Genomic DNA, 21,513 nt, shown 5'->3' on the forward strand with positions numbered 1-21,513 from the left:
AATTCAGTGATGTCCCACTCCGTTCCCACCAAAGTCCTGGTCATCGGCTACGTCTGGCCCGAGCCCCGCTCTTCGGCGGCCAGCGGGCATGTCATGCAGATTCTGGAAGCGTTCCTCGAGCAAGGCTGGGAAATCACGTTCAGCAGCCCGGCCGGCCCCGGTGAACACAAGGCTGATCTGACCGCGCTGGGCATTCGCGAAGTGCCGATCGAACTCAACAACAGCAGCTTTGATACGTTCATCAGCGAGTTGGCGCCGGATATCGTGCTGTTCGATCAGTTCATGATGGAAGAACAGTTTGGCTGGCGGGTGGAGAAACACTGTCCGGACGCCCTGCGCATCCTCGAAACCTCCGACCTGCAAAGCCTGCGACATGCGCGTCATCAGCGCCTGAAAGACCGGCTGAAAAGCGACGACGAACAGACTGATTTCACCGAACTGTTCGCACCGGCATTGCACGAAGAATTCCAGCTGATGGCGAGCACCGATCTGGCCAAACGGGAAATCGCTGCGCTGTACCGGTGTGATTTGAACCTGATGATTTCCGAAGTCGAGATCGACCTGCTGGTGGAGGAATTTGGCCTGCCTCGGCAAATCCTGCATTGGTGTCCGTTGATGATTGATCTTCCGGACACCGCCGCGCCAGGTTTCGAAGAGCGCGCGCATTTCCTCAGCATTGGCAACTTCCGTCACGCGCCAAACTGGGATGCCGTGCTCTGGATGAAGACCACGCTCTGGCCGCTGATCCGCGCGCGCTTGCCTCGCGCGCAACTGCATATCTATGGTGCCTATACGCCGCCCAAAGCCACCGCATTGCACAACCCGGCCCAAGGCTTTCACATCATGGACTGGGCCGAAGATGCGCTTGAAGTGATGTCCGCAGCGCGGGTCTGCCTTGCGCCATTGCGCTTTGGCGCGGGAATCAAGGGCAAACTGGTGGATGCCATGCTCTGTGGCACGCCAAGCGTAACGACACCGATCGGCGCCGAAGCCATGCACGGCGATGCTCCTTGGCCGGGCGCCATTGCCCTGGACGCAAATACCTTCGCCGAACAGGCCGTGCAACTGTACGAAGATCCAGCGCGCTGGCAGCAAGCGCAGATTCAGGCTTCGGCACTTTTGCAGCAACGTTATCAGCGCAGCGTACATGGCCCGCGTCTGATCAACCGGATAGATGATTGCCGACAACACTTGGCACAACTTAGAAACGACAATTTCACCGGCGCCATGCTGCGACATCACACACTCAAAAGCACTCAATACATGGCTCAATGGATCGAAGCGAAAAACCAGTTGAATCCAACAGAGCGTTGATTACATCAATTACATGACTTGCATTAAAAGCGAACTTTCGCAATAACGTTAACATGCCTATAAACATCCTGCGCGCAACTAATCAACCACTTCGCAGGATATGCAACATGGAAAACTTCGACGATATACCAACCCATCAATGGATGGCTGATTCACCACAAATCGATAATCTTTCGTTATTCGAAATGACCCTGCCCGGCGCGCACAACGCCGGCTGTGACTGGGAAGCTTCTTATGCCCTGATTCCCGGGAAAAACTGGCTTGCCTGCCAGGACGTTTCGTTTTATTCGCAGTTGAATCGCGGCGCTCGCGCACTTGATGTACGCCTTGTTTACAACAGCAAGGCGAAACAACTGGCGAGATTCCGTTTCCAGCACAATGGATTCAACTCTTCGCGAACGCTTGAAGACCTGATCAGAGACCTCAAGGGGTTTTATGAAAGAAGCCCGAACGAGTTTATCGTTCTGGACTTCCATGAACTTTCCAACGCTACAGATCCATTCAACCATGAGGAATTCAGAACAGCTTTGCTGGAGCACCTTGGGGAACGGATCATTCCCACCGAAAATCTGCATCTGACAATTGGCCAACTCAAAGCCATCGATCCATTGCAGCGCATTATGGTAGCTGCGCCGATGACCTGGGAAACCCTGGACTTCCGCTTTTATAGCCAGGTCAATCACAAGTGGATCGGCAAATCACAGGTCAGCACCTCGGATCTTTATGGCTATATAGACAACGTACTGAGCACACCTGTCAGTACGCGCCGCCCGTGGTCGCTGTCGGCAACCAGTTACACACTCGGCGGGCCACAGCGAATCCTCGACAGTCTTGACGAGTGGTTCGACCCGGAAAAATCCGATTGGGCGCGCAAGTGCAACATCATCAATTTCGACTTCATCAAGAATTCGAACATCGTGCGTTTCTGCCAAATGGCCAACTTGCAAAAGGCCCGCGACAAGCTCAGCTGAACGGTCTCCACGGACGGCCGATCGGAAGTGGCACAAATGGCAAAAAACGAGGCATGATCGCGCAGCGATAATAAAAAAAGTGCCTCGTCATGACCCGAACCGCTCGCGTGACCGACCCTTCCTACGAGTTGATGGACGACCATAACGGCTTGTCCATCATCTACCGCCAGCACGGCTTCCCCTGCCCGCTGGTGCGCTGGCATTTTCACAAGGAATACGAACTGCACCTGATCGTCGCCAGCTCGGGCAAGGTGTTCATCGGCGATTACATCGGCAACTTCTATCCGGAAACCCTGTTTCTGACCGGTCCCAACCTGCCGCACAACTGGATCAGCCAGGTCGCTGAAGATGAAGTGGTGGAGAAGCGCGACATGCTGGTCAACTTCACCGACGAATTGTTCGAGAGCGGCCATCAGGTGTTCGCTGAGCTGAAATCCCTGGCGCCACTGCTAGAGCGTGCGCAGTACGGTATTGAGTTCCGCTGCAAACGCACGATCCGCCAGGCCATGACACTCATGCAACGGATCGCCGACAGCACGGGCATCACTCGCCTGGGGCACTTTTTCATCCTGATGGAATTGCTCGCGGCCAGTGATGACTTCCAGTTGTTGTCCGGTGCCACCACCCCGCAATTGGCCGACGAACATAACATCGACCGCACCAACCGCGCGGTCGATTACATCTTCAGCCATTACGCCCGGGACATTTCACTGGAGGAAGTGGCCGAGCATCTGGGCATGACGCCGACTTACTTCAGCCGAGTGTTCAAACAGGCGACCGGGCGCAACTTCATTGAGTTCGTCAACCGCCTGCGCATCAGCAAATCCTGTGAGTTGCTGGCCGATGGCGACAAACCGGTGACCGAGGTGTGCTTCGAGTCGGGCTTCAACAATATTTCCAACTTCAACCGGCGCTTTCAGCAACTCAAGGGCATGACGCCGTCGCACTATCGGCGGCTGGCGGTGCAGCGGCTGACTGAACAGAACCATCTCTGACGACACTATCCCTGTGGGAGCGAGCCTGCTCGCGAAAGCGGTCTGTCAGTCAAGAACCCTGTGACAGGGATATCGTCTTCGCGAGCAGGCTCGCTCCCACAAAAAACCGTGCCCCGGCTGGCGAAATCTGTACGCATTCGCGAACGATCCTTCGCGCAAAAGCCCTTCCCTGCGTTCCCCCGCTCAAACCCCAGTGCAAAAAAGTATCAACAAAAGTGCTAGGGATGATTTGTCAGCCCTTCGATTGAGGGCTGTAATCAGCGCAGATTCTTCCTGCATTCGGAAGACACAAAAACAATAACTGTCCTTCTGCCCCGTCGGGTGTCAGAAAAGGAGTGCACGATGCAACCCACTGCAAAAGCTCTGCTCGCTCTCACCTGCATGACCCTCAGCAGCGTCAGCCTTGGCGCCCAGACCCTGACCATCGCCACCGTCAACAACAGCGACATGATCCGTATGCAAAAACTCTCGAAAACCTTCGAGAGCGAGCATCCGGACATCAAGCTCAATTGGGTGGTGCTGGAAGAAAACGTCCTGCGTCAGCGCCTGACCACCGACATCGCCACTCAGGGCGGCCAGTTCGACGTGTTGACCATCGGCATGTACGAAGCCGCACTCTGGGGCGGCAAGGGTTGGCTGGAGCCGATGAAGGATCTGCCGGCCAGTTACGCCCTCGACGACGTCTTCCCGTCGGTGCGCGAAGGCCTGTCGGTGAAGGGTTCGCTGTATGCGCTGCCGTTCTACGCAGAGAGTTCGATCACCTATTACCGCACCGACCTGTTCAAGGCAGCCGGGCTGACCATGCCGGAGCGGCCGACCTGGGAAGAGATCGCCGGGTTTGCGGAAAAACTCACCCAGAAAGACAAAGAGCAATACGGCATCTGCCTGCGCGGCAAGGCCGGTTGGGGCGAGAACATGGCGCTGGTGACCACGGTTGCCAACGCTTACGGCGCGCGCTGGTTCGATGAGCAATGGAAACCGGAATTCAGCGGCCCGGAATGGAAAAATGCGCTGAATTTCTACGTCAACACCATGAAGAAATCCGGCCCGCCGGGCGCATCCAGCAACGGCTTCAACGAAAACCTCGCCCTGTTCAACAGCGGCAAATGCGCGATCTGGGTCGATGCCAGCGTCGCCGGCTCGTTCGTCACCGACAAGACTCAGAGCAAGGTCGCCGATCATGTCGGTTTCACCTTCGCTCCGCATCAGGTCACGGATAAAGGCTCGGCGTGGCTGTATTCGTGGGCGCTGGCGATTCCGACCAGCTCCAAGGCCAAGGACGCAGCAAAAACCTTCAGCGCCTGGGCCACGTCCAAAGAGTACGGCGAACTGGTTGCCAAGACCGATGGCATCGCCAACGTGCCGCCGGGCACCCGCGCTTCGACCTACAGCGATGCGTACATGAGCGCAGCGCCGTTTGCCAAGGTGACGCTGGAATCGCTGAAAGCCGCTGACCCGAGCAAACCGACGCTGAAACCGGTGCCGTACATTGGCATTCAACTGGTGACCATCCCTGAATTCCAGGCGGTGGGCACCCAAGTCGGCAAGCTGTTCTCGGCGGCACTGATCGGCCAGACCACGGTGGATCAGGCGCTGGCGGCGGCGCAGCAGACTACGGAACGCGAGATGAAGCGCGCGGGTTATCCCAAGTAAGCGCTGAACGACTTGCTCCTGCCTCTTGTGGGAGCGAGCCTGCTCGCGAAGGCGTCGTGTCAGCCAACACACATGACACTGATCCGGCGCTTTCGCGAGCAGGCTCGCTCCCACATGGGGATCTCCATAGGTCTGTATGACTCGGTTGTGAATGCCATGAATACTTCAACTGCCAAAGCCCACATCGAACTGTCGCCACCCCAGCGCAAGCTGCGGGTGCGCAATCCCGGCTGGTTTCTGGTCAGCCCTTCGGTGGCGCTGTTGCTGCTGTGGATGATCGTGCCGCTGGGCATGACCCTGTACTTTTCGATGATCCGCTACAACCTGCTCTACCCCGGCGAAAACGAATTCGTCGGGCTGGAGAACTTCACTTACTTCCTCACCGACTCGGGTTTCATGCCCGGCGCGACCAATACGTTGTTGCTCGTTGGCAGCGTGCTGCTTATCAGCGTGGTCTTCGGTGTGTTGATCAGCGCGTTGCTGGAGGCCAGCGAATTCCTCGGTCGCGGCCTGGTGCGGGTGATGCTGATTTCGCCGTTCTTCATCATGCCCACCGTCGGTGCGCTGATCTGGAAGAACCTGATCTTCCACCCGGTCTCGGGAATCCTCGCCTACATCTGGAAGCTGTTCGGTGCGCAACCGGTGGACTGGCTGGCGCACTACCCGCTGCTGTCGATCATCATCATTGTTTCGTGGCAATGGCTGCCCTTCGCGATCCTGATTCTGATGACCGCCATGCAATCGCTGGATCAGGAACAGAAAGAAGCCGCACGCCTGGACGGTGCCGGCCCGATCGCGATCTTCTGGCACCTGACCCTGCCGCATCTGGCGCGGCCGATTGCCGTGGTGGTGATGATTGAAACGATCTTCCTGCTCTCGGTGTTCGCCGAAATCTTCACCACCACCAACGGCGGCCCCGGCTACGCGTCGACCAACCTCGCCTACCTGATCTACAACCAGGCGCTGGTGCAGTTCGACGTCGGCATGGCCTCGGCGGGCGGTCTGATTGCGGTGGTCATCGCCAACATCGCCGCGATCATTCTGGTGCGGATGATCGGCAAAAACCTGACTGACAAAGCGTGAGGCCTGCCATGACCCTCCAACAATCCCGCCGCCTGCAAAGCCTGCTGCTCGGCACCCTGGCCTGGGCCATCGCGATCGTGATTTTCTTCCCGATCTTCTGGATGGTGATGACCAGTTTCAAGAGCGAAATCGACGCCTTCGCCACGCCGCCGCAGTTCATCTTCACGCCGACGCTGGAGAACTACCTGCACATCAACGAGCGCAGCGATTACTTCAGTTTCGCCTGGAACTCGGTGGTGATCTCCTTCAGCGCCACCGCCCTGTGCCTGTTGATCGCGGTGCCGGCAGCCTACTCGATGGCGTTCTACGAAACCCAGCGCACCAAAGGCACGCTGCTGTGGATGCTCTCGACCAAAATGCTGCCGCCGGTGGGCGTGCTGATGCCGATCTACCTGCTGGCCAAGAGTTTCGGCCTGCTCGACACGCGCATCGCGCTGATCGTGATCTACACGCTGATCAACCTGCCGATCGTGGTCTGGATGGTTTACACCTACTTCAAGGACATCCCCAAAGACATCCTCGAAGCCGCCCGCCTCGACGGTGCGACGTTGTGGCAGGAAATGGTTCGCGTGCTGCTGCCGATCGCCAAGGGCGGCCTCGCCTCGACCGTGCTGCTGTCGCTGATCCTGTGCTGGAACGAGGCGTTCTGGTCGCTGAACCTGACCTCTTCGAATGCCGCACCACTGACCGCGTTGATCGCCTCGTATTCAAGCCCCGAAGGGCTGTTCTGGGCCAAGTTGTCGGCGGTGTCGACCCTGGCGTGTGCGCCGATTCTGATCTTTGGCTGGATCAGCCAGAAGCAACTGGTGCGCGGCCTGTCGTTTGGTGCCGTGAAATGAACTGAAAAGCAAAAGATCGCAGCCTTCGGCAGCTCCTACATGGAATGTCCAATCGGTATAAACCTCCTGTAGGAGCTGCCGCAGGCTGCGATCTTTTGATCTTGAAAAACAACAATGCGGAGGCCCATCTCATGGCCAACCTGAAAATCAAGAATCTGCAAAAAGGCTTCGAAGGCTTTTCCATCATCAAGGGCATCGACCTGGAAGTGAACGACAAGGAATTCGTGGTCTTCGTCGGCCCATCGGGCTGCGGCAAATCCACCCTGCTGCGCCTGATCGCCGGCCTTGAAGAGGTCAGCGGCGGCACCATCGAACTCGATGGCCGCGACATCACCGAAGTCAGCCCGGCCAAGCGTGATCTGGCGATGGTGTTCCAGACCTACGCGCTGTACCCGCACATGACGGTGAAAAAGAACATGTCGTTCGCCCTCGATCTGGCCGGCGTGCCGAAAGCCGAGGTCGAGCGCAAGGTTGGCGAAGCGGCGCGGATTCTCGAGCTCGGGCCGATGCTCGAGCGCAAGCCGAAACAGCTCTCCGGCGGCCAGCGCCAGCGCGTGGCGATCGGCCGTGCCATCGTGCGCAACCCGAAGATTTTCTTGTTCGATGAACCGCTGTCCAACCTCGACGCGGCGTTGCGCGTGCAGATGCGTCTGGAGCTGCTGCGCCTGCACAAGGACCTGCAAGCAACGATGATCTACGTGACCCACGATCAGGTCGAAGCGATGACCATGGCCGACAAAGTCGTGGTGCTTAATGGCGGCAGAATCGAACAGGTCGGCTCGCCGCTGGACCTCTATCACAACCCGGCCAACCTGTTTGTCGCAGGCTTTCTCGGCACGCCGAAAATGGGTTTCCTCAAAGGCAAGATTGCCCGCATCGACGGCGCCAGCTGCGAAGTTTCGCTGGACGCCGGCACGCGTATCACCCTGCCGTTCAACGCCGCCAACCTCAGCGTCGGCAGCGCGGTGACGTTGGGCATTCGTCCGGAACATCTAGAGCTGGCGCAACCCGGCGACTGCACGTTGCAGGTGACTGCCGACGTCAGCGAACGCCTCGGCAGCGACACCTTCTGCCACGTCACCACCAGCGCCGGTGAAGCCCTGACCATGCGCGTGCGCGGCGATCTGGCCAGCCGTTATGGCGAGCAATTGAGCCTGCGTCTGGACCCGACTCACTGCCACCTGTTCGACGCCGAAGGTGTGGCGCTGACCCGCCCACTGCGCGCTGCCGCCTGATTTCGAGACTATCCGATGAAACTCAACCAACAGAACCTCAACCGCCTCGCCGCCGAAGTGCAACTGCCGGGCTACGACCTCGGCGACACACGCCAGGGCATTGCTCACATCGGCGTCGGCGGTTTTCACCGTGCCCATCAGGCGTATTACACCGATGCCTTGATGAACACTGGCGAAGCGCTGGACTGGGCAATCTGCGGCGTCGGCCTGCGCCCGGAAGATCGCCGCGCCCGCGATGATCTGCGCGAGCAGGATTACCTGTTCACTCTGTTCGAACTGGGTGACAGCGATGACACCGAAGTGCGCGTCATCGGCGCGATCCGCGACATGCTGCTGGCCGAAGATGGCGCGCAAACGCTGATCGACAAACTCGCCGAACCGCAGATCCGCATCGTTTCGCTGACCATCACCGAGGGCGGCTACTGCATCGACGACAGCACCGGCGAGTTCATGGCGCACCTGCCGCAGATTCAACACGATCTCGCCCATCCCGAGGCGCCGGGCACCGTATTCGGTTTCCTCTGCGCCGCGTTGGCCAAACGCCGTGCGGCGGGTGTTCCGGCATTTACCGTGATGTCCTGCGATAACCTGCCGCACAACGGCGCGGTCGCGCGCAAGACGCTGCTGGCGTTCGCCGCGCTGCGTGATCCGCAATTGCGCGATTGGATCGAGCAGAACGTCAGCTTCCCCAACGCCATGGTCGACCGCATCACGCCGATGACCAGCACCGCGCATCGCCTGCAACTGGCCGACAAACACGGCGTCGACGATGCGTGGCCGGTGGTCTGCGAACCGTTTGTGCAGTGGGTGCTGGAGGACAAATTCGTCAACGGCCGCCCGGCCTGGGAAAAGGTCGGCGTGCAGTTCACCGACGATGTCTCGCCGTACGAAGAGATGAAAATCAAACTGCTCAACGGCAGTCATCTAGCGCTGACGTATCTGGGCTTTCTCAAGGGTTATCGCTTCGTCCACGAGACCATGAACGATCCGCTGTTCGTGCAGTACATGCGCGCCTATATGGATCTGGATGTCACGCCGCAGCTGGCGCCGGTGCCGGGCATTGATCTGAGCGAATACAAGGACACGCTGGTGGCGCGGTTCTCCAATCAGGCGATTGCCGATCAACTGGAGCGCGTGTGTTCGGATGGCTCGTCGAAGTTTCCCAAGTTCACCGTGCCGACGATCAATCGGCTGATTGCCGATGGCCGCGAGACCAAGCGTGCAGCGCTAGTCGTGGCGGCGTGGGCGCTGTATTTGAAGGGCGTGGATGAGAATGGCGATACGTATGAGATTCCGGACCCGCGAGCGGCGTTCTGTCAGGGATTGGTGGCGGACGATGAGTTGATCACCGAGCGCCTGTTGGGCGTGGAAGAAATTTTCGGCACGGCGATACCGAAGTCGGCGGAGTTTGTTGCGGCATTCGAGTGGTGCTGCCAGAGTCTGCGCGAGGTTGGGGTTTCGCGAACTCTGGGACGAGTTCTAGCCTGATCCTGCGGCGATGCGACTGACGTCTTCGCGAGCAGGCTCGCTCCCACAAGTGATGTTGGAACACTGACCTGTGGGAGCGAGCCTGCTCGCGAATAGCCGCCATACTCGGAAACACCCTGACATCCTGAGGACCTCATTGTGACCAGCCAACAACTCTTCCTGGGTATCGACTGCGGCACCCAAGGCACCAAAGCGATTATCCTCGATGCCGACAGCGGCCAGGTGCTCGGTCTGGGCGCGGCGCCGCACACGATGATCAGCGGCGCCAACGGCCGCCGCGAACAAGACGTTCAACAGTGGCTCGACGCATTCGTCAGCGCCACCCGCCAGGCCTTGCAAGCGGCAAACGTCGACGGCCAGGCGATCCGTGGCGTTGGCGTCTCCGGCCAGCAACACGGCTTGGTGCTGCTCGATGAGCAAGGCGCAGTGCTGCGTCCGGCCAAGCTCTGGTGCGACACCGAAACCACGCCGGAAAACGAGCGCTTGCTCGCACACCTTGGCGGAGAGAAAGGTTCGCTGGAACGCCTCGGCGTGGTCATTGCGCCGGGCTACACGGTGTCGAAACTGCTCTGGACCAAAGAGCAGCATCCCGACGTGTTCGCACGCATCGCCCGAATTCTGCTGCCTCACGACTACCTCAACTACTGGCTCACCGGCCGCGCCTGCAGCGAATACGGCGACGCCTCCGGCACCGGCTATTTCAATGTGCGCACGCGGCAGTGGGATTTGCAGATCCTGCGCGACATCGACGCCAGCGGGCGTTTGCAAACCGCGCTGCCGGAGCTGATCGACGCGCACGCCGCCGTCGGCACTCTCCTGCCGGCAATCGCCGAGCAACTCGGCATCAACCCCAACGCCGTGGTCTCGAGCGGCGGTGGCGACAACATGATGGGCGCCATCGGTACCGGCAATATCCAGCCCGGCGCGATCACCATGAGCCTCGGTTCTTCCGGCACGGTCTACGCCTATTCGGAGGAGCCGAACGTCAGCGCCGATGCCTCGGTTGCCACGTTCTGTTCCTCCAGCGGCGGCTGGCTGCCGTTGATCTGCACCATGAATTTGACCAACGCCACCGGGGCGATTCGCGAACTGTTCAAGCTCGATCTGCCGACCTTCAACCATCTGGTCGCACAATCACCGATCGGTGCCGAGGGCGTGAGCATGTTGCCGTTTCTCAACGGCGAACGCGTCCCCGCCCTGCCCCACGCCACCGGCAGCCTGCATGGCCTGACCATCGACAACCTGACCCAAGCCAATCTGTGCCGCGCCGCCGTCGAAGGCACCACCTTCGGTTTGCGCTACGGGCTGGATTTGCTCCGCCAGAATGGTTTACAAAGCCTGCGCATCTGCCTGATCGGCGGCGGTTCGAAGAGTCCGGTGTGGCGGCAGATCGTCGCCGACATCATGAACGCCCCGGTGATCTGCACCGAACAAAGCGAAGCCGCCGCACTGGGTGCGGCGATTCAAGCGGCGTGGTGCGCGTCGCGCTCTAACGGCGATGATGTCTCCCTGGCCGAGCTGTGCGAGCGCTGCGTGAAACTCGACGCGGGCAGCGAAACCCTGCCGATCGCCGCCAATGTCGCGGCGTTCCAGCAGGCCTACGAACGCTATCAACAGCATGTCGCAACCCTATAACGAGCAAACAACTATGTACCTGGTGTGTGGCGAAGCCCTGTTTGATTTCTTCAGCGAAAACGATGCCAGCGGTCTGGCCTCGAAAGTCAATTTCAAGGCGATTGCCGGTGGCTCGCCGTTCAACGTCGCCGTCGGTCTGCGCCGCTTGGGCGTGGACTCGGCGCTCTTCGGCGGCCTGTCCACCGACTACCTCGGTCGCCGTTTGCAGCAAGTGCTGCAGGAGGAAGGTGTGCGTCCGGACTATCTGGTGGATTTCGCCGCGCCAACCACTCTGGCAATGGTCGCGGTAGGCGCCAATGGCTCGCCGCATTACAGCTTCCGTGGCGAAGGCTGCGCCGATCGGCAATTGAGCGAGGCGCATCTGCCGACACTTGGCGACGAGGTGCGCGGCCTGCACATCGGCTCGTTTTCGCTGGTGGTGCAGCCGATTGGCGACACGTTGCTGAAACTGGTTCAGCGCGAAAGCGGCAAACGCCTGATCAGCCTCGACCCCAACGTACGCCTCAACCCTGAGCCGAACATCAACCTGTGGCGCGAGCGCATCGCCACGCTGGTGCAACTGGCCGATCTGATCAAGGTCAGCGACGAAGACCTGAGCCTGCTCTACCCCGAACAGGATCCGCAAAACGTGATTGAAGGCTGGCTCGAACATCGCTGCCAGATTGTCTTTCTGACGCGCGGTGGCGACGGCGCAACGGTGTTCAGTCGCGCTCATGGCTCATGGTCTGTGCCTGCCATTCCGGTGAAAATCGCCGATACGGTCGGCGCCGGCGATACCTTTCAGGCGGCGCTGATCACGTGGCTGACCGAGCACTCGCTGGACTCGGTCGCTGGCGTGCAGCAACTGAGCCGCGAGCAAATCGACAGCATGCTCAGGTTCGCCGTACAAGCCGCCGCACTGACCTGCAGCAAAACCGGTCCGGATCTGCCCTATCGTCATCAATTGAGCTGAGCGCGTAGACTGTCGGCCTTTTTGCGCACGACGGAAAACAGCTCTTGAATCACAGGCACATCCTCGCCCTCCTGACCCTGGCCACTCTGCTGAGCGGTTGCGGCACCTCGCCGCCCCGCTCCCCGGAGGACATCTGCGCAATCTTCCGCGAGAAAAGCGATTGGTACGACGCTGCGCAAGTCACCCAGAAACGCTGGGGCGTGCCGATCCAGGTGCCTTTCGCGATCATGTATCAGGAATCCGGCTACCGCTACGACGCCAAGACGCCACGCAAATACCTGCTCTGGGTAATTCCGTGGGGCCGCGTCTCCACCGCTTCCGGTTATGCGCAAGCCAAGGATGAAGTCTGGGCCGACTACCAGAAAAGCACCGGCCGCAACTGGGCCGATCGCGAAGACTTCGACGACGCCATCGACTTCGTCGGCTGGTACATGGACAAGACCACCTCGATCAACGGCGTGTACAAATACGACGCCTATAACCAGTACCTGAACTACCACGAAGGCTGGGGCGGCTTCCGCAACAAGACCTACGCCAGCAAGGCCTGGCTACCGCCGACCGCGCGCAAGGTGCAGAACCGTTCGGATCTGTATGCGCAGCAATATGCCGGCTGCAAGGAAGACCTCAATCGCGGATTTTGGAGCCGGTTCTGGCATTGGTTGTAGAAGCCGTTCGCGAGCAGGCTCGCTCCCACAGATGCCGACATATTCTGTGATCACGTAGATCCCCTGTGGGAGCGAGCCTGCTCGCGATAGCACCCGATCAGACACTAAAAATTCATGCGATGCCCGGTTTTACTGGCTCAAACCGCCTCCCTAAGGGTTTTCCCTATGGCATCAAGGCCTCACACCTACGCCATTTGCGCCTTGAATGAGGCCGTCTAATCCTGCAACATCCATCACCTGCTTATTCAACGGACGGAATTCAAGGCATGCTGGACGCCAATGCAACCCACATCACCCTCTCGATCGAAGACGCCAACGCCGACCTGCAAGTCCTCAGCTTCACCGGTCGCGAAGCCCTCAACGAACCGTTCCGTTTCGACCTCGAACTGGTCAGCGCCCGCCCCGACCTGAAGCTCGAAGAGCTGCTGCACAAGCGCGCCTGCCTGACGTTCGGCGCTACCGGCGAAGGCAAGATTCACGGTCAGGTCTATCGCATCGAGCAGGGCGACTCCGGCAAGACCCTGACCCGCTACAGCATCAGCCTGATGCCACAACTGGCCTATCTGCAGCACAACCATGATCAGCAGATCTTCCAGCAACTGACGGTGCCGAAAATCATCGCCCAGGTGCTGGAAGATCGCGGCATTCTCTCCGACGCCTACAGCTTCCAGCTCGGCGCCGAGTACCCGGAACGCGAGTATTGCGTGCAATACGACGAGTCCGACCTGCATTTCATCCAGCGCCTGTGCGAAGAAGAAGGCATTCACTTCCACTTCCAGCACAGCAGCAGCGGCCACAAACTGGTGTTCGGCGACGACCAGACGGTATTCCGCAAACTGAAGCCGGTCAGCTACCAGCAGGACTCCGGCATGGCTGCGGAGAAACCGGTGATCAAGCGCTTCAACCTGCGCCTGGAAACCCGCACCACCCGCGTCAGCCGTCGCGACTACGATTTCGAAAAACCCAAGCTGCTGCCCGAAGGCGCGGTCAAATCCGAATTTGCCCCGGATCTGGAAGACTACGATTACCCCGGCCGCTTCACCACTCGCGAGCGCGGCAAGTTCCTCTCGACCCGCGCCCTGGAGCGCCATCGCAGCGACTACAAACTCGCCGAAGGCAAAGGTGATGAACCGACGCTGACCAGCGGCCATTTCCTCACGCTCGCCGAACACCCGCGCGCCGAGTGGAACGACCTGTGGCTGCTGCTGGAAGTCTTCCACGAAGGCAAACAACCGCAAGTGCTCGGCGAAAACGTCACCAGCGACGTCACCGACAACAAGAGCGATTTCCACCAGGGCTACCGCAACAGCTTCCTCGCCACCCCGTGGGACGCGCACTACCGCCCTGCCCTCGAACACCCGAAACCGAAAGTACTCGGCAGCCAGACCGCCGTCGTCACCGGCCCGCCTGGTGAAGAGATCCACTGCGATCAGTACGGCCGCATCAAAGTGCAATTCCACTGGGACCGCGACGGCCAGTCCGACGACAAAACCACCTGCTGGATGCGCGTCGCCAGCGGCTGGGCCGGCGCAGCCTACGGCGGCATCGCCATCCCGCGCATCGGCATGGAAGTCCTCGTCACCTTCCTCGAAGGCGACCCCGACCAGCCCCTCGTCACCGGCTGCCTGTACCACAAGGAAAACGTCGTCCCCTACGACCTGCCGGCCAACAAGACCCGCAGCACCTTGAAAACCCTCAGCTCCCCGGGCGGCAAGGGCTACAACGAATTCCGCATCGAAGACAAGAAAGGCGCCGAACAGATCTACATCCACGCCCAGCGCGACTGGGACGAAAACATCGAACACGACCAGAAAATCCGCGTCGGCAACGAACGCCACGACACCGTTGAAGCCAATGTGTTGAGCGAGTTCAAGGTCGAAGAACACCGGATCACCCATCTGGACCGAATCAGCGAAATGCGCGCGGATGATCACCTGACGGTGGGTGTGACGCAGCATGTGAAGGTGGGGACTGGGCAGTTTGTTGAGGCCGGCAATGAAATTCATTATTACGCCGGCCAGAGAGTCGTGGTCGAAGGCGCCATGGAACTGACCGCCAAGGCTGGCGGCAGCTTCGTCAAGGTCGATGCGGGTGGCGTGACCATCAGCGGCGCTGAGGTGAAGGTCAATACCGGCGGCTCGCCAGGGGTGGGCACGCCGGCGGCGCCGTTGTTGCCGGGGCCGATGAAGGTTGTGGATGCGGATAAGGCGGGGAAAGTCCCTGTCCCGCTGCCCAAACGTCTGAATGAGTCTGGAATAACGCCGTTGTGCGGCAAGCAAAGCAACGGCGCCTGCAGCCGTAAGGATTGCACATGCATGTAAAAGCGCTCAGCGCCCTCCTCGAAGCTCCACGCCATGGGTTCGTTGATTTACCGAGAGAAAGCTCTGAATCAACACTGTGTTTCATTATTGACCCGGTTCGACAGCCTGACGCGATGAGCCGCCTTTATCGTGTTGGCGAACCGGTGGTAGATGCACAGGGCCTGTTCCTCAAAACCGCCTTCGCTGAGATCGCCGCTGACGGTCCGCTCTGGATCACCGCGCCGTGGGGCAGTCGCCTTGCGGCTGAGGCAGCAAAGCTGTGCGAGGAAAATTTCTCTGGCATTGCCATTACCACAGCTGATTCTGACAAAGCGCTCGCCCATGCGCGCTGGCTCTTGCGCGCTAATGATGGCTCTGGCGGACAAAGCCTGCTGAGCTACCACAAGCCAAGCCTGTGGGCCGCGCTGGCCTATACCGCTGGCGACAACTCCCATCAGCTGTTCGGCCCTTGGCAGCACGTATACAGCCCAGCGCCGGTTCATTTTGGGCGCAATAAAGGTCCATGGCTCAGTTGGCGCGCCGTCTCGGAAGTCGAATGGCTGGGCGATACTTCAGTGTTCAGCCTGCCGCCATCCGCGGCGAACGTTCAAGAGCATTTCGGTTGGATTTATTGGGCAGATGACCATCACGCAGATTACGGCGAGCCGAGCGATGAGCATCTGCCCAACCTTGTGGCAAACCTCAATGTGCTGGTTGCCCACAATATTTACGAAGGCCGTCACTTGCTGAAGCTGGGGTCAATCACAAATGGCCCACTGCTTGAAACACAGCCACAGGCAATGGCCATCCTGCAATCCAGGGAAGAGTCGTTCATCAAAGTACAGCAGCTGCAGCAACTTACCACCAGCGTTGCTGATGAACCCGTCCGTTAAGAATGAATGGAAGCGAAATGGATACTGAAATCTCAGAAGCAACAAAGGTAGATCGCGACAGCTCTGCGGCAACTGCCTCAGCCCCGTCGACACCGGTTGAAACGAAACCTGCCTTGGAGCTTGATCCTCAGCCTGTAATGCCTGCCAGTTGCCCCAACGCGTTCGACAAAGTGGAAACGGCTTGCTCGACAAGTTATGGCGAGGTGATCTACGCAACCAAGGAAAGAATGTTCTATCTGCTGCCTGAACGCGCTGCAAGCTCGATCAAAGAAGCGATGAATGAACTTGAGCAACATATCAGCGCAAGCAAGTCTCCTGAGGAACGTTTAAAGGGGATGAACACCGCGGGGTTGCTCGAGTACTTCCTCGAACCCAAGTTGTCAAACTTCCTGCAAGGTGAACAGAAAAGCCGAATGCTGGAAATCGAAGCTCAGGAGCCGGATATTGCGCAGCCAACCATGGCCATGCGCTTGAAATCCGTGAGCCGTGACGCCCGAAATTCAGCGGCGCTGGAGAAGTTGCCGGATCAGAGTGAGTACGCACGGAACCGGGCACTGGCCGGTCAGCAACAGGCTAGCCTGCTTGAGGCCAACTCCGAGGGGCAAAAGCTGCAACGACTCTACAACGAGTGGAAGAAGCTGAAGGCTGTAGCAATAGAGCAAGCCAAGATAGCTGGCTATATCTATGAAAGTGGCAACCTGTTTTCGCCCGGTGCTCTTGAGGCTAGAACTCGTGTTCAGACCTATCTGAAAGCCCGTGCGGCACTCACAGCCAGCGGCAAGCTGACTACTCTCAAAGAAGAAGATTTCAAGAAGAACAAGAAGGCGTATCTGGACGCCACAAACTGTGTGATCGATGGCAAGGCCCGGATGTGCGGTTATTTGAACGATGTGGCCAACGAACGCAAAAAAATCGAAAAAGACTTTGCTGCCTATATCGATTCGATTTTGAAAGTCGCCGACTATGGCTTGGCACTTCCTGAGTTTGCCCTCATTCCTGACACAGGCGAAATCAGCGCAGGTATCGAGAAATTCAAATCATATCTCGAGATGGAACAGCGGCAGGTCAAACTGGCTGAACAAATCCGCACCAAATACAAAGCCTGGATTGACGCCAGCGGCCAAAACGTAGCGGCACCAGCGGGCATCGTGCAGGCTGAAAAAACCGAGTGGCAGCGCATTCAACAAGAGCGCATGAAGCTTCGCGATGATGCAGAAGCCGCTGTAGCCGCAGCCCTACCACTGCGCCATCTGTTGTGGGAGCCAGAGCAATTTCAGCCGAAACCGGAAGAGCGCCTGGTCAAGGCTGGCTTTCCGTTGCGCGAAGTGGCGCTTTTCAATAGCCCCAACAGTCCGGTCAAGCATTTGAGTCTGCTTAATCTGGAAGGCATTGAAAAAGCCTTGAAAAAAGACGTAAGCGCGCTCGGTGCTACTGCAAGCAAAGACCTGCAGAAACTTCCCGGCAACAGCAACGGGAAAGCGCAAACTGACACAGACGATAACCCTTTCCATGAATGGCTACGCCTCGAAGGCGCGATGGCCATCAAGGATCAGGAAAGCAACTGGTTCGATGAAAAAGGCTGGTTCGATGTAGAACTCTTCCATTCCTATCTCAAGTCGAAAAAACTGACAGTGGATACTATTGAGGACGCAGGCGCCCGCAAAGACTGGGGGCTGCGCCTTCGGCAGCTGCTGTTCAAAGAAGAAGTTCGAAGTTCGTTGCGCCTGTTCGATAACAGTCCTCAAGCACAATTGGTTCGTTGCCTCACGCCACCACAGTCCTCCATCCACACTGGAACCAAGGTCACTGGTCCGAGCTTCAGCGTCACCGATAACTTCAAGGCCTCTGCCAAAGCCGAAGCCAGCCTTGGGATTGACTTGGCACGCGGTGAAGTTGAGTTGATGAAGATGGATCTGCCGGGTAAAGATCAAGCAAAAGACATCCTGATCCCGTACCTGGATTACGAGAAAAACCGCAAAAACCTGAATCTCGGCAGGTTTTCGATCCATTTGGGCGCTAGAGCGTGGGGCTACACAGGCGCTACCCTCCTCCTCTCCTCCAGCGTGCAGTTGGGACGTGCAAACGTACAAGGCGGCCTCAATCTTCCGGAAATCACCGATGCAAAACGTCCGGAGACCACCAATGCCGTAGCAACTACAACTAGAAGCGAACCTGTTCTGGCGGGCGACGCCGCGAAAGTACGGGTTGAAGATGGGGCTAAAGCCCAATTCAATCTCTTTGCAGGAGTTCAGGCTGGGATTCTGCTGACAGGCGCCTTGAACTGGGCTCCGCCGAAAGATATCGCTATGTTGCGCACCGCCCCTTCGCCCGGCATGGCGAACACCGTCAACAACGCGAAAGCTAGCCAATGGGCGAGCCTGGCCAGACTCACAGCAGGCTTTACTGCCGCGTATGGGCTGGGTACTACGGCAGATATTGGGATCTCCTTGCATGAAGGCCGCTTCATCATGCGGTTCAAGGCTTCCGTCATCGTCGGCGCTGGCGTCGGCGGCGAATTTCAATTTGAAGTAGGCTATGACGGTGTTACTGACTTGATTAACTTGCTGCGACGGGAAATGCATAAAAATCAGGATAAATCGCTAATTTTTGTGACGGACGAAGCCGCCGACTACATCGACAAACTAAACTTTCTTGGCGCTGCCGGGATGGAAGTGGCGATGACTTACATGCAAGGCGTTGATATGGTGATGTCGTTATATGAGGCGTTAACCGGGGGCGGCAGAGGAGCAATTATCGCTCATACGATTATGAATTATCATAATCAAGCTGAGTTAGACCAATGGATCTTGGCAGCGACTCCAGGTGCGCTTGGCCCAATGTTGATGACATTGATTTCCGCGCCGGAGAAATTCAAGATTTCGGAATATGGAGCGCCTAGTGCAAGCTCTAAAGCCACAGAAAAGTCTTATACAAAAGACCAGTGTCAACTGCTTCAGCAGCAGGCTGTTGAGCGCATACTAGGATTGATTGTCCGCCAAGCGGAAAAGCAAGGAACAATAACCCTTGCCCAAGCACAATTTGAAGAAGCATGCATGAGCATGAATCGGTTCGGAACCAAAGCCGCAGACGAAGCAGAACAGCTATATTGCGAGAATCGACTGCATATGGACAATTTCATGTCAGAAGCAATTCTGCGACTGCACGACGATGCGAACGACGAAATGCGTGCCCGGTATAAAGCGCACGTGAACCTTTTAGGCGCGAACCTAGATGGCTTTTGTCACAGAACCCGATACTACGGACAAACTTTTGTTCCTGGCGGAAAAGCAAAATATGTCCCTCCAGCTACATACATCAAGGGATAAAAAAATGTCGCGCACACTTATATATATAGCAACCGCAATTGCAACCCTCTTATCAAACAATGTACTTGCCGAGCTTACACCAACTCAGCAGGCCGCAAAAACTCGTGGGATAATGCTTTTCAATCAATACAAACCAGCAGAACTGGAACTTCGCATAGCAGCCGAAGCGGGCGATGCGGAAGCACAATTCTATTTAGCTGACGAGCTTCGTCAAAAAAAACAAGGAATGACTGTCGAAGCGCAAAAATGGTACGAGGCATCAGCATCACAGGGTGATTATTATGCGATGTTTAAACTCGCCACCGTATCGGAAGACCTGTGCTCGGTTGTCAACCAATGTCCTGCTAGTAGTAAAAAACCAAGTGACTGGCTAGATTTATTGATAAAAACTGCTACGCCTCGCGCTTTGGGTGGCGACGGCGAAGCGATGGCTGTGCTTTACAACGCGACTGCAGAGTTGGATTGGTTGCAGAAATCAGCAGCGGCTGGATATGCGCCGTCACAGTGGTTGCTCGCTAATCGTTACGCCGAGGGGGAAGGCACATTTTTGCTACCTTGGAAAAGAAAGACTGCCGAGGAGGAGTTGCTAAAGGCTGCTTCGGAAGGAGGTTACCCTCCTGCAATGATCGAATATATTTCGATTCTTTCCCAGCGAAATGATCTGGCAGGTGTTCGGCATTGGTGGGAAGAAGCGGCGAAAACCGGTTATCAAAATGCCGTCGCAACCTATGGTGCATATCTTTCCCACACGCCCGACAAAGTTGGCTACCCCGTCGATTTGATCAAGGGCTACGCACTGGTCTCTTTGCTTAAAGAATTGGATGGCGGTGGAAACGTTCAAGTCTATGTGGAAGGGAAGCTTCCTAAAATTGCTGCAAAAATGACATCGAACCAGATTGAGGAAGCGGAAAAATATGCAATTGAGTGGAAGGCCACCCACCCGCCCCTTTCTTTCTTTCCAAGGAAATTAGGTTTTTAATTAGTAATGAAGCAGAATGCAAGAAATAACCGGTACGAGGCTAATCTTCCCCAATTAGAACGATCGACAGCCTTGTCGTCCGCGCTCTGCCGTATCGTTTTCAAAAGTTTCACAAAGACCGATATACCAGCTAAACAACTGCAACCGAGAAACAACTTAGCACTTACACTACCAAAAGTGATCACCACTACGCTTATTTTATTAACGTTAGCGTCGCCCCAGTCACTGGCGCTTACGAACGAACAATCTCAGGCAAAAATCAAGGGCATTGAACTATACAATCAACACAAAGCCATCTCCGCAATTGAAACATTACAAATAGCAGCCGAAGGCGGTGATGATGAAGCACTTTACTATTTGGGAGAATCTATAAGAAAAAACAACAGATACATGACTCAAGAAGCGCGAAAGGCTTACGAGGAATCAGCAAAAAAAGGCAATATTTACTCTATGATTCGGCTCGGCGGCGCGGATCAAGATTTGTGCGTAACTATGAACAACTGTTCTTCCTCTGAGCAATCGCTTAAAGATTGGATGAACAAAGCCAAAAACCTTGCTACAGATCAGGCATCTCATGGTGACGCTGAGTCGATGTACCTACTATGGGAGATAACAGGAAACGATGAATGGCTTGAAAAGTCCGCAGAAAAAGGTTTTGCATTAGCGCAATTTCGTTTAGCGACCAAGTATCAAGAGGGGGGAGGCATGTTCCTACTACCCTCTAGCAGATCAGATGAAATCGAAAAATGGATGAAAGCCGCTGCAGAGAATGGTTATCCACCAGCCATGATGGGATTTGCCGCTACCAGGATTGAAAAAGCCGATTTGTCATCATTTAGAAAATGGAATGAAAAAGCTGCAGCCTCAGGCTATGCATCTGCAGTTTTTGGTTACGCGTCATATATTGGCGAAGCTGAACCAAAATACGGATTCGAATCAGACCCGGTAAAGTCATACGCACTATTGTCGAATCTACTGGAGCTTGATGGTGGTGGAAACGTAATAAACAACGTTAACGACGTATTGCCGGAAGTAGAAAAAAAGCTGTCAAAAGAGCAATTAGAAAAAGCAAAAGAACTCGCAAAAACGTGGAAGGCCACTCACCCACCGCTCTCGTTTTTTCCAGATAAGTTAGGGTACTGAAATTTAGCAGTACAGCCTTATCATTAATTTTTTTCGAGCACG

16 protein-coding genes are annotated in these 21,513 nt (G+C 57.0%); all 16 read left to right on the forward strand.

Translation table 11 applies throughout. The features are described 5' to 3' along the window. The first annotated feature begins 9 nt into the window (after positions 1–9). Positions 10–1,314 (forward strand): glycosyltransferase, encoded by a 1,305-nt coding sequence (locus OC605_RS10935; protein ID WP_262137053.1) that lies wholly within the window; start codon positions 10–12, stop codon positions 1,312–1,314. A gap of 107 nt (positions 1,315–1,421) precedes the next feature. Further along, on the forward strand, positions 1,422–2,285 hold the full coding sequence (locus OC605_RS10940; protein ID WP_262137055.1) for a phospholipase: 864 nt from the start codon (positions 1,422–1,424) through the stop codon (positions 2,283–2,285). Between the two features lie 89 nt (positions 2,286–2,374). Beyond that, positions 2,375–3,280: an AraC family transcriptional regulator gene (locus OC605_RS10945; RefSeq protein ID WP_056789758.1), complete on the forward strand. Its 906-nt coding sequence runs from the start codon at positions 2,375–2,377 to the stop codon at positions 3,278–3,280. Positions 3,281–3,622: 342 nt separating this feature from the next. Next, complete coding sequence (locus OC605_RS10950; protein ID WP_039761571.1) at positions 3,623–4,933, forward strand: ABC transporter substrate-binding protein; 1,311 nt, start codon at positions 3,623–3,625, stop codon at positions 4,931–4,933. A 156-nt stretch (positions 4,934–5,089) separates the two neighbouring features. After that, positions 5,090–6,016: a carbohydrate ABC transporter permease gene (locus tag OC605_RS10955; protein WP_262137057.1), complete on the forward strand. Its 927-nt coding sequence runs from the start codon at positions 5,090–5,092 to the stop codon at positions 6,014–6,016. 8 nt (positions 6,017–6,024) lie between these two features. After that, positions 6,025–6,855, forward strand: a complete 831-nt coding sequence (locus tag OC605_RS10960) for a carbohydrate ABC transporter permease (RefSeq protein WP_016774872.1) — start codon at positions 6,025–6,027, stop codon at positions 6,853–6,855. A gap of 131 nt (positions 6,856–6,986) precedes the next feature. Beyond that, positions 6,987–8,090: an ABC transporter ATP-binding protein gene (locus tag OC605_RS10965; protein WP_073476158.1), complete on the forward strand. Its 1,104-nt coding sequence runs from the start codon at positions 6,987–6,989 to the stop codon at positions 8,088–8,090. Positions 8,091–8,105: 15 nt separating this feature from the next. Continuing rightward, positions 8,106–9,578 (forward strand): mannitol dehydrogenase family protein, encoded by a 1,473-nt coding sequence (locus tag OC605_RS10970; RefSeq protein WP_262137059.1) that lies wholly within the window; start codon positions 8,106–8,108, stop codon positions 9,576–9,578. 138 nt (positions 9,579–9,716) lie between these two features. Then, positions 9,717–11,213, forward strand: coding sequence for a xylulokinase (xylB, locus tag OC605_RS10975; RefSeq protein WP_262137060.1), 1,497 nt, complete (start codon positions 9,717–9,719; stop codon positions 11,211–11,213). Positions 11,214–11,226: 13 nt separating this feature from the next. Further along, positions 11,227–12,165, forward strand: a complete 939-nt coding sequence (locus OC605_RS10980) for a carbohydrate kinase family protein (RefSeq protein ID WP_262137062.1) — start codon at positions 11,227–11,229, stop codon at positions 12,163–12,165. A gap of 44 nt (positions 12,166–12,209) precedes the next feature. Next, positions 12,210–12,830 (forward strand): hypothetical protein, encoded by a 621-nt coding sequence (locus OC605_RS10985; RefSeq protein ID WP_016774877.1) that lies wholly within the window; start codon positions 12,210–12,212, stop codon positions 12,828–12,830. A 266-nt stretch (positions 12,831–13,096) separates the two neighbouring features. Continuing rightward, positions 13,097–15,151, forward strand: a complete 2,055-nt coding sequence (locus tag OC605_RS10990) for a type VI secretion system tip protein VgrG (protein ID WP_262137064.1) — start codon at positions 13,097–13,099, stop codon at positions 15,149–15,151. After that, positions 15,142–16,023, forward strand: coding sequence for a DUF4123 domain-containing protein (locus OC605_RS10995; RefSeq protein WP_262137066.1), 882 nt, complete (start codon positions 15,142–15,144; stop codon positions 16,021–16,023). The genes OC605_RS10990 and OC605_RS10995 overlap by 10 nt, the downstream gene beginning before the upstream one ends. A 17-nt stretch (positions 16,024–16,040) precedes the next feature. Continuing rightward, the gene (locus OC605_RS11000) at positions 16,041–19,349 is read left to right on the forward strand and encodes a hypothetical protein (protein WP_262137068.1); all 3,309 of its coding nucleotides are present in this window, start codon (positions 16,041–16,043) and stop codon (positions 19,347–19,349) included. 4 nt (positions 19,350–19,353) lie between these two features. After that, positions 19,354–20,328, forward strand: a complete 975-nt coding sequence (locus OC605_RS11005; RefSeq protein ID WP_137213702.1) for a tetratricopeptide repeat protein — start codon at positions 19,354–19,356, stop codon at positions 20,326–20,328. Positions 20,329–20,334: 6 nt separating this feature from the next. Next, positions 20,335–21,471 carry a tetratricopeptide repeat protein gene (locus OC605_RS11010; RefSeq protein WP_262137071.1) on the forward strand — a complete coding sequence of 379 codons (1,137 nt, stop codon included), beginning with the start codon at positions 20,335–20,337 and terminating at the stop codon, positions 21,469–21,471. Positions 21,472–21,513 lie beyond the last annotated feature (42 nt).

The organism is Pseudomonas sp. Marseille-Q5117 (assembly GCF_946901175.1).
Classification (GTDB): domain Bacteria; phylum Pseudomonadota; class Gammaproteobacteria; order Pseudomonadales; family Pseudomonadaceae; genus Aquipseudomonas; species Aquipseudomonas iranensis.

Bases quoted from the DNA above. Each gene is read 5' to 3' on its own strand.
- OC605_RS11010 (WP_262137071.1), top strand. From the start codon at position 20,335: ATGAAGCAGAATGCAAGAAATAACCGGTACGAGGCTAATCTTCCCCAA.
- OC605_RS11005 (WP_137213702.1), top strand. From the start codon at position 19,354: ATGTCGCGCACACTTATATATATAGCAACCGCAATTGCAACCCTCTTA.
- OC605_RS11000 (WP_262137068.1), top strand. From the start codon at position 16,041: ATGGATACTGAAATCTCAGAAGCAACAAAGGTAGATCGCGACAGCTCT.
- OC605_RS10960 (WP_016774872.1), top strand. From the start codon at position 6,025: ATGACCCTCCAACAATCCCGCCGCCTGCAAAGCCTGCTGCTCGGCACC.
- OC605_RS10995 (WP_262137066.1), top strand. From the start codon at position 15,142: ATGCATGTAAAAGCGCTCAGCGCCCTCCTCGAAGCTCCACGCCATGGG.
- OC605_RS10945 (WP_056789758.1), top strand. From the start codon at position 2,375: ATGACCCGAACCGCTCGCGTGACCGACCCTTCCTACGAGTTGATGGAC.
- OC605_RS10990 (WP_262137064.1), top strand. From the start codon at position 13,097: ATGCTGGACGCCAATGCAACCCACATCACCCTCTCGATCGAAGACGCC.
- OC605_RS10965 (WP_073476158.1), top strand. From the start codon at position 6,987: ATGGCCAACCTGAAAATCAAGAATCTGCAAAAAGGCTTCGAAGGCTTT.
- OC605_RS10955 (WP_262137057.1), top strand. From the start codon at position 5,090: ATGAATACTTCAACTGCCAAAGCCCACATCGAACTGTCGCCACCCCAG.
- OC605_RS10980 (WP_262137062.1), top strand. From the start codon at position 11,227: ATGTACCTGGTGTGTGGCGAAGCCCTGTTTGATTTCTTCAGCGAAAAC.
- OC605_RS10950 (WP_039761571.1), top strand. From the start codon at position 3,623: ATGCAACCCACTGCAAAAGCTCTGCTCGCTCTCACCTGCATGACCCTC.
- OC605_RS10935 (WP_262137053.1), top strand. From the start codon at position 10: ATGTCCCACTCCGTTCCCACCAAAGTCCTGGTCATCGGCTACGTCTGG.
- OC605_RS10970 (WP_262137059.1), top strand. From the start codon at position 8,106: ATGAAACTCAACCAACAGAACCTCAACCGCCTCGCCGCCGAAGTGCAA.
- OC605_RS10940 (WP_262137055.1), top strand. From the start codon at position 1,422: ATGGAAAACTTCGACGATATACCAACCCATCAATGGATGGCTGATTCA.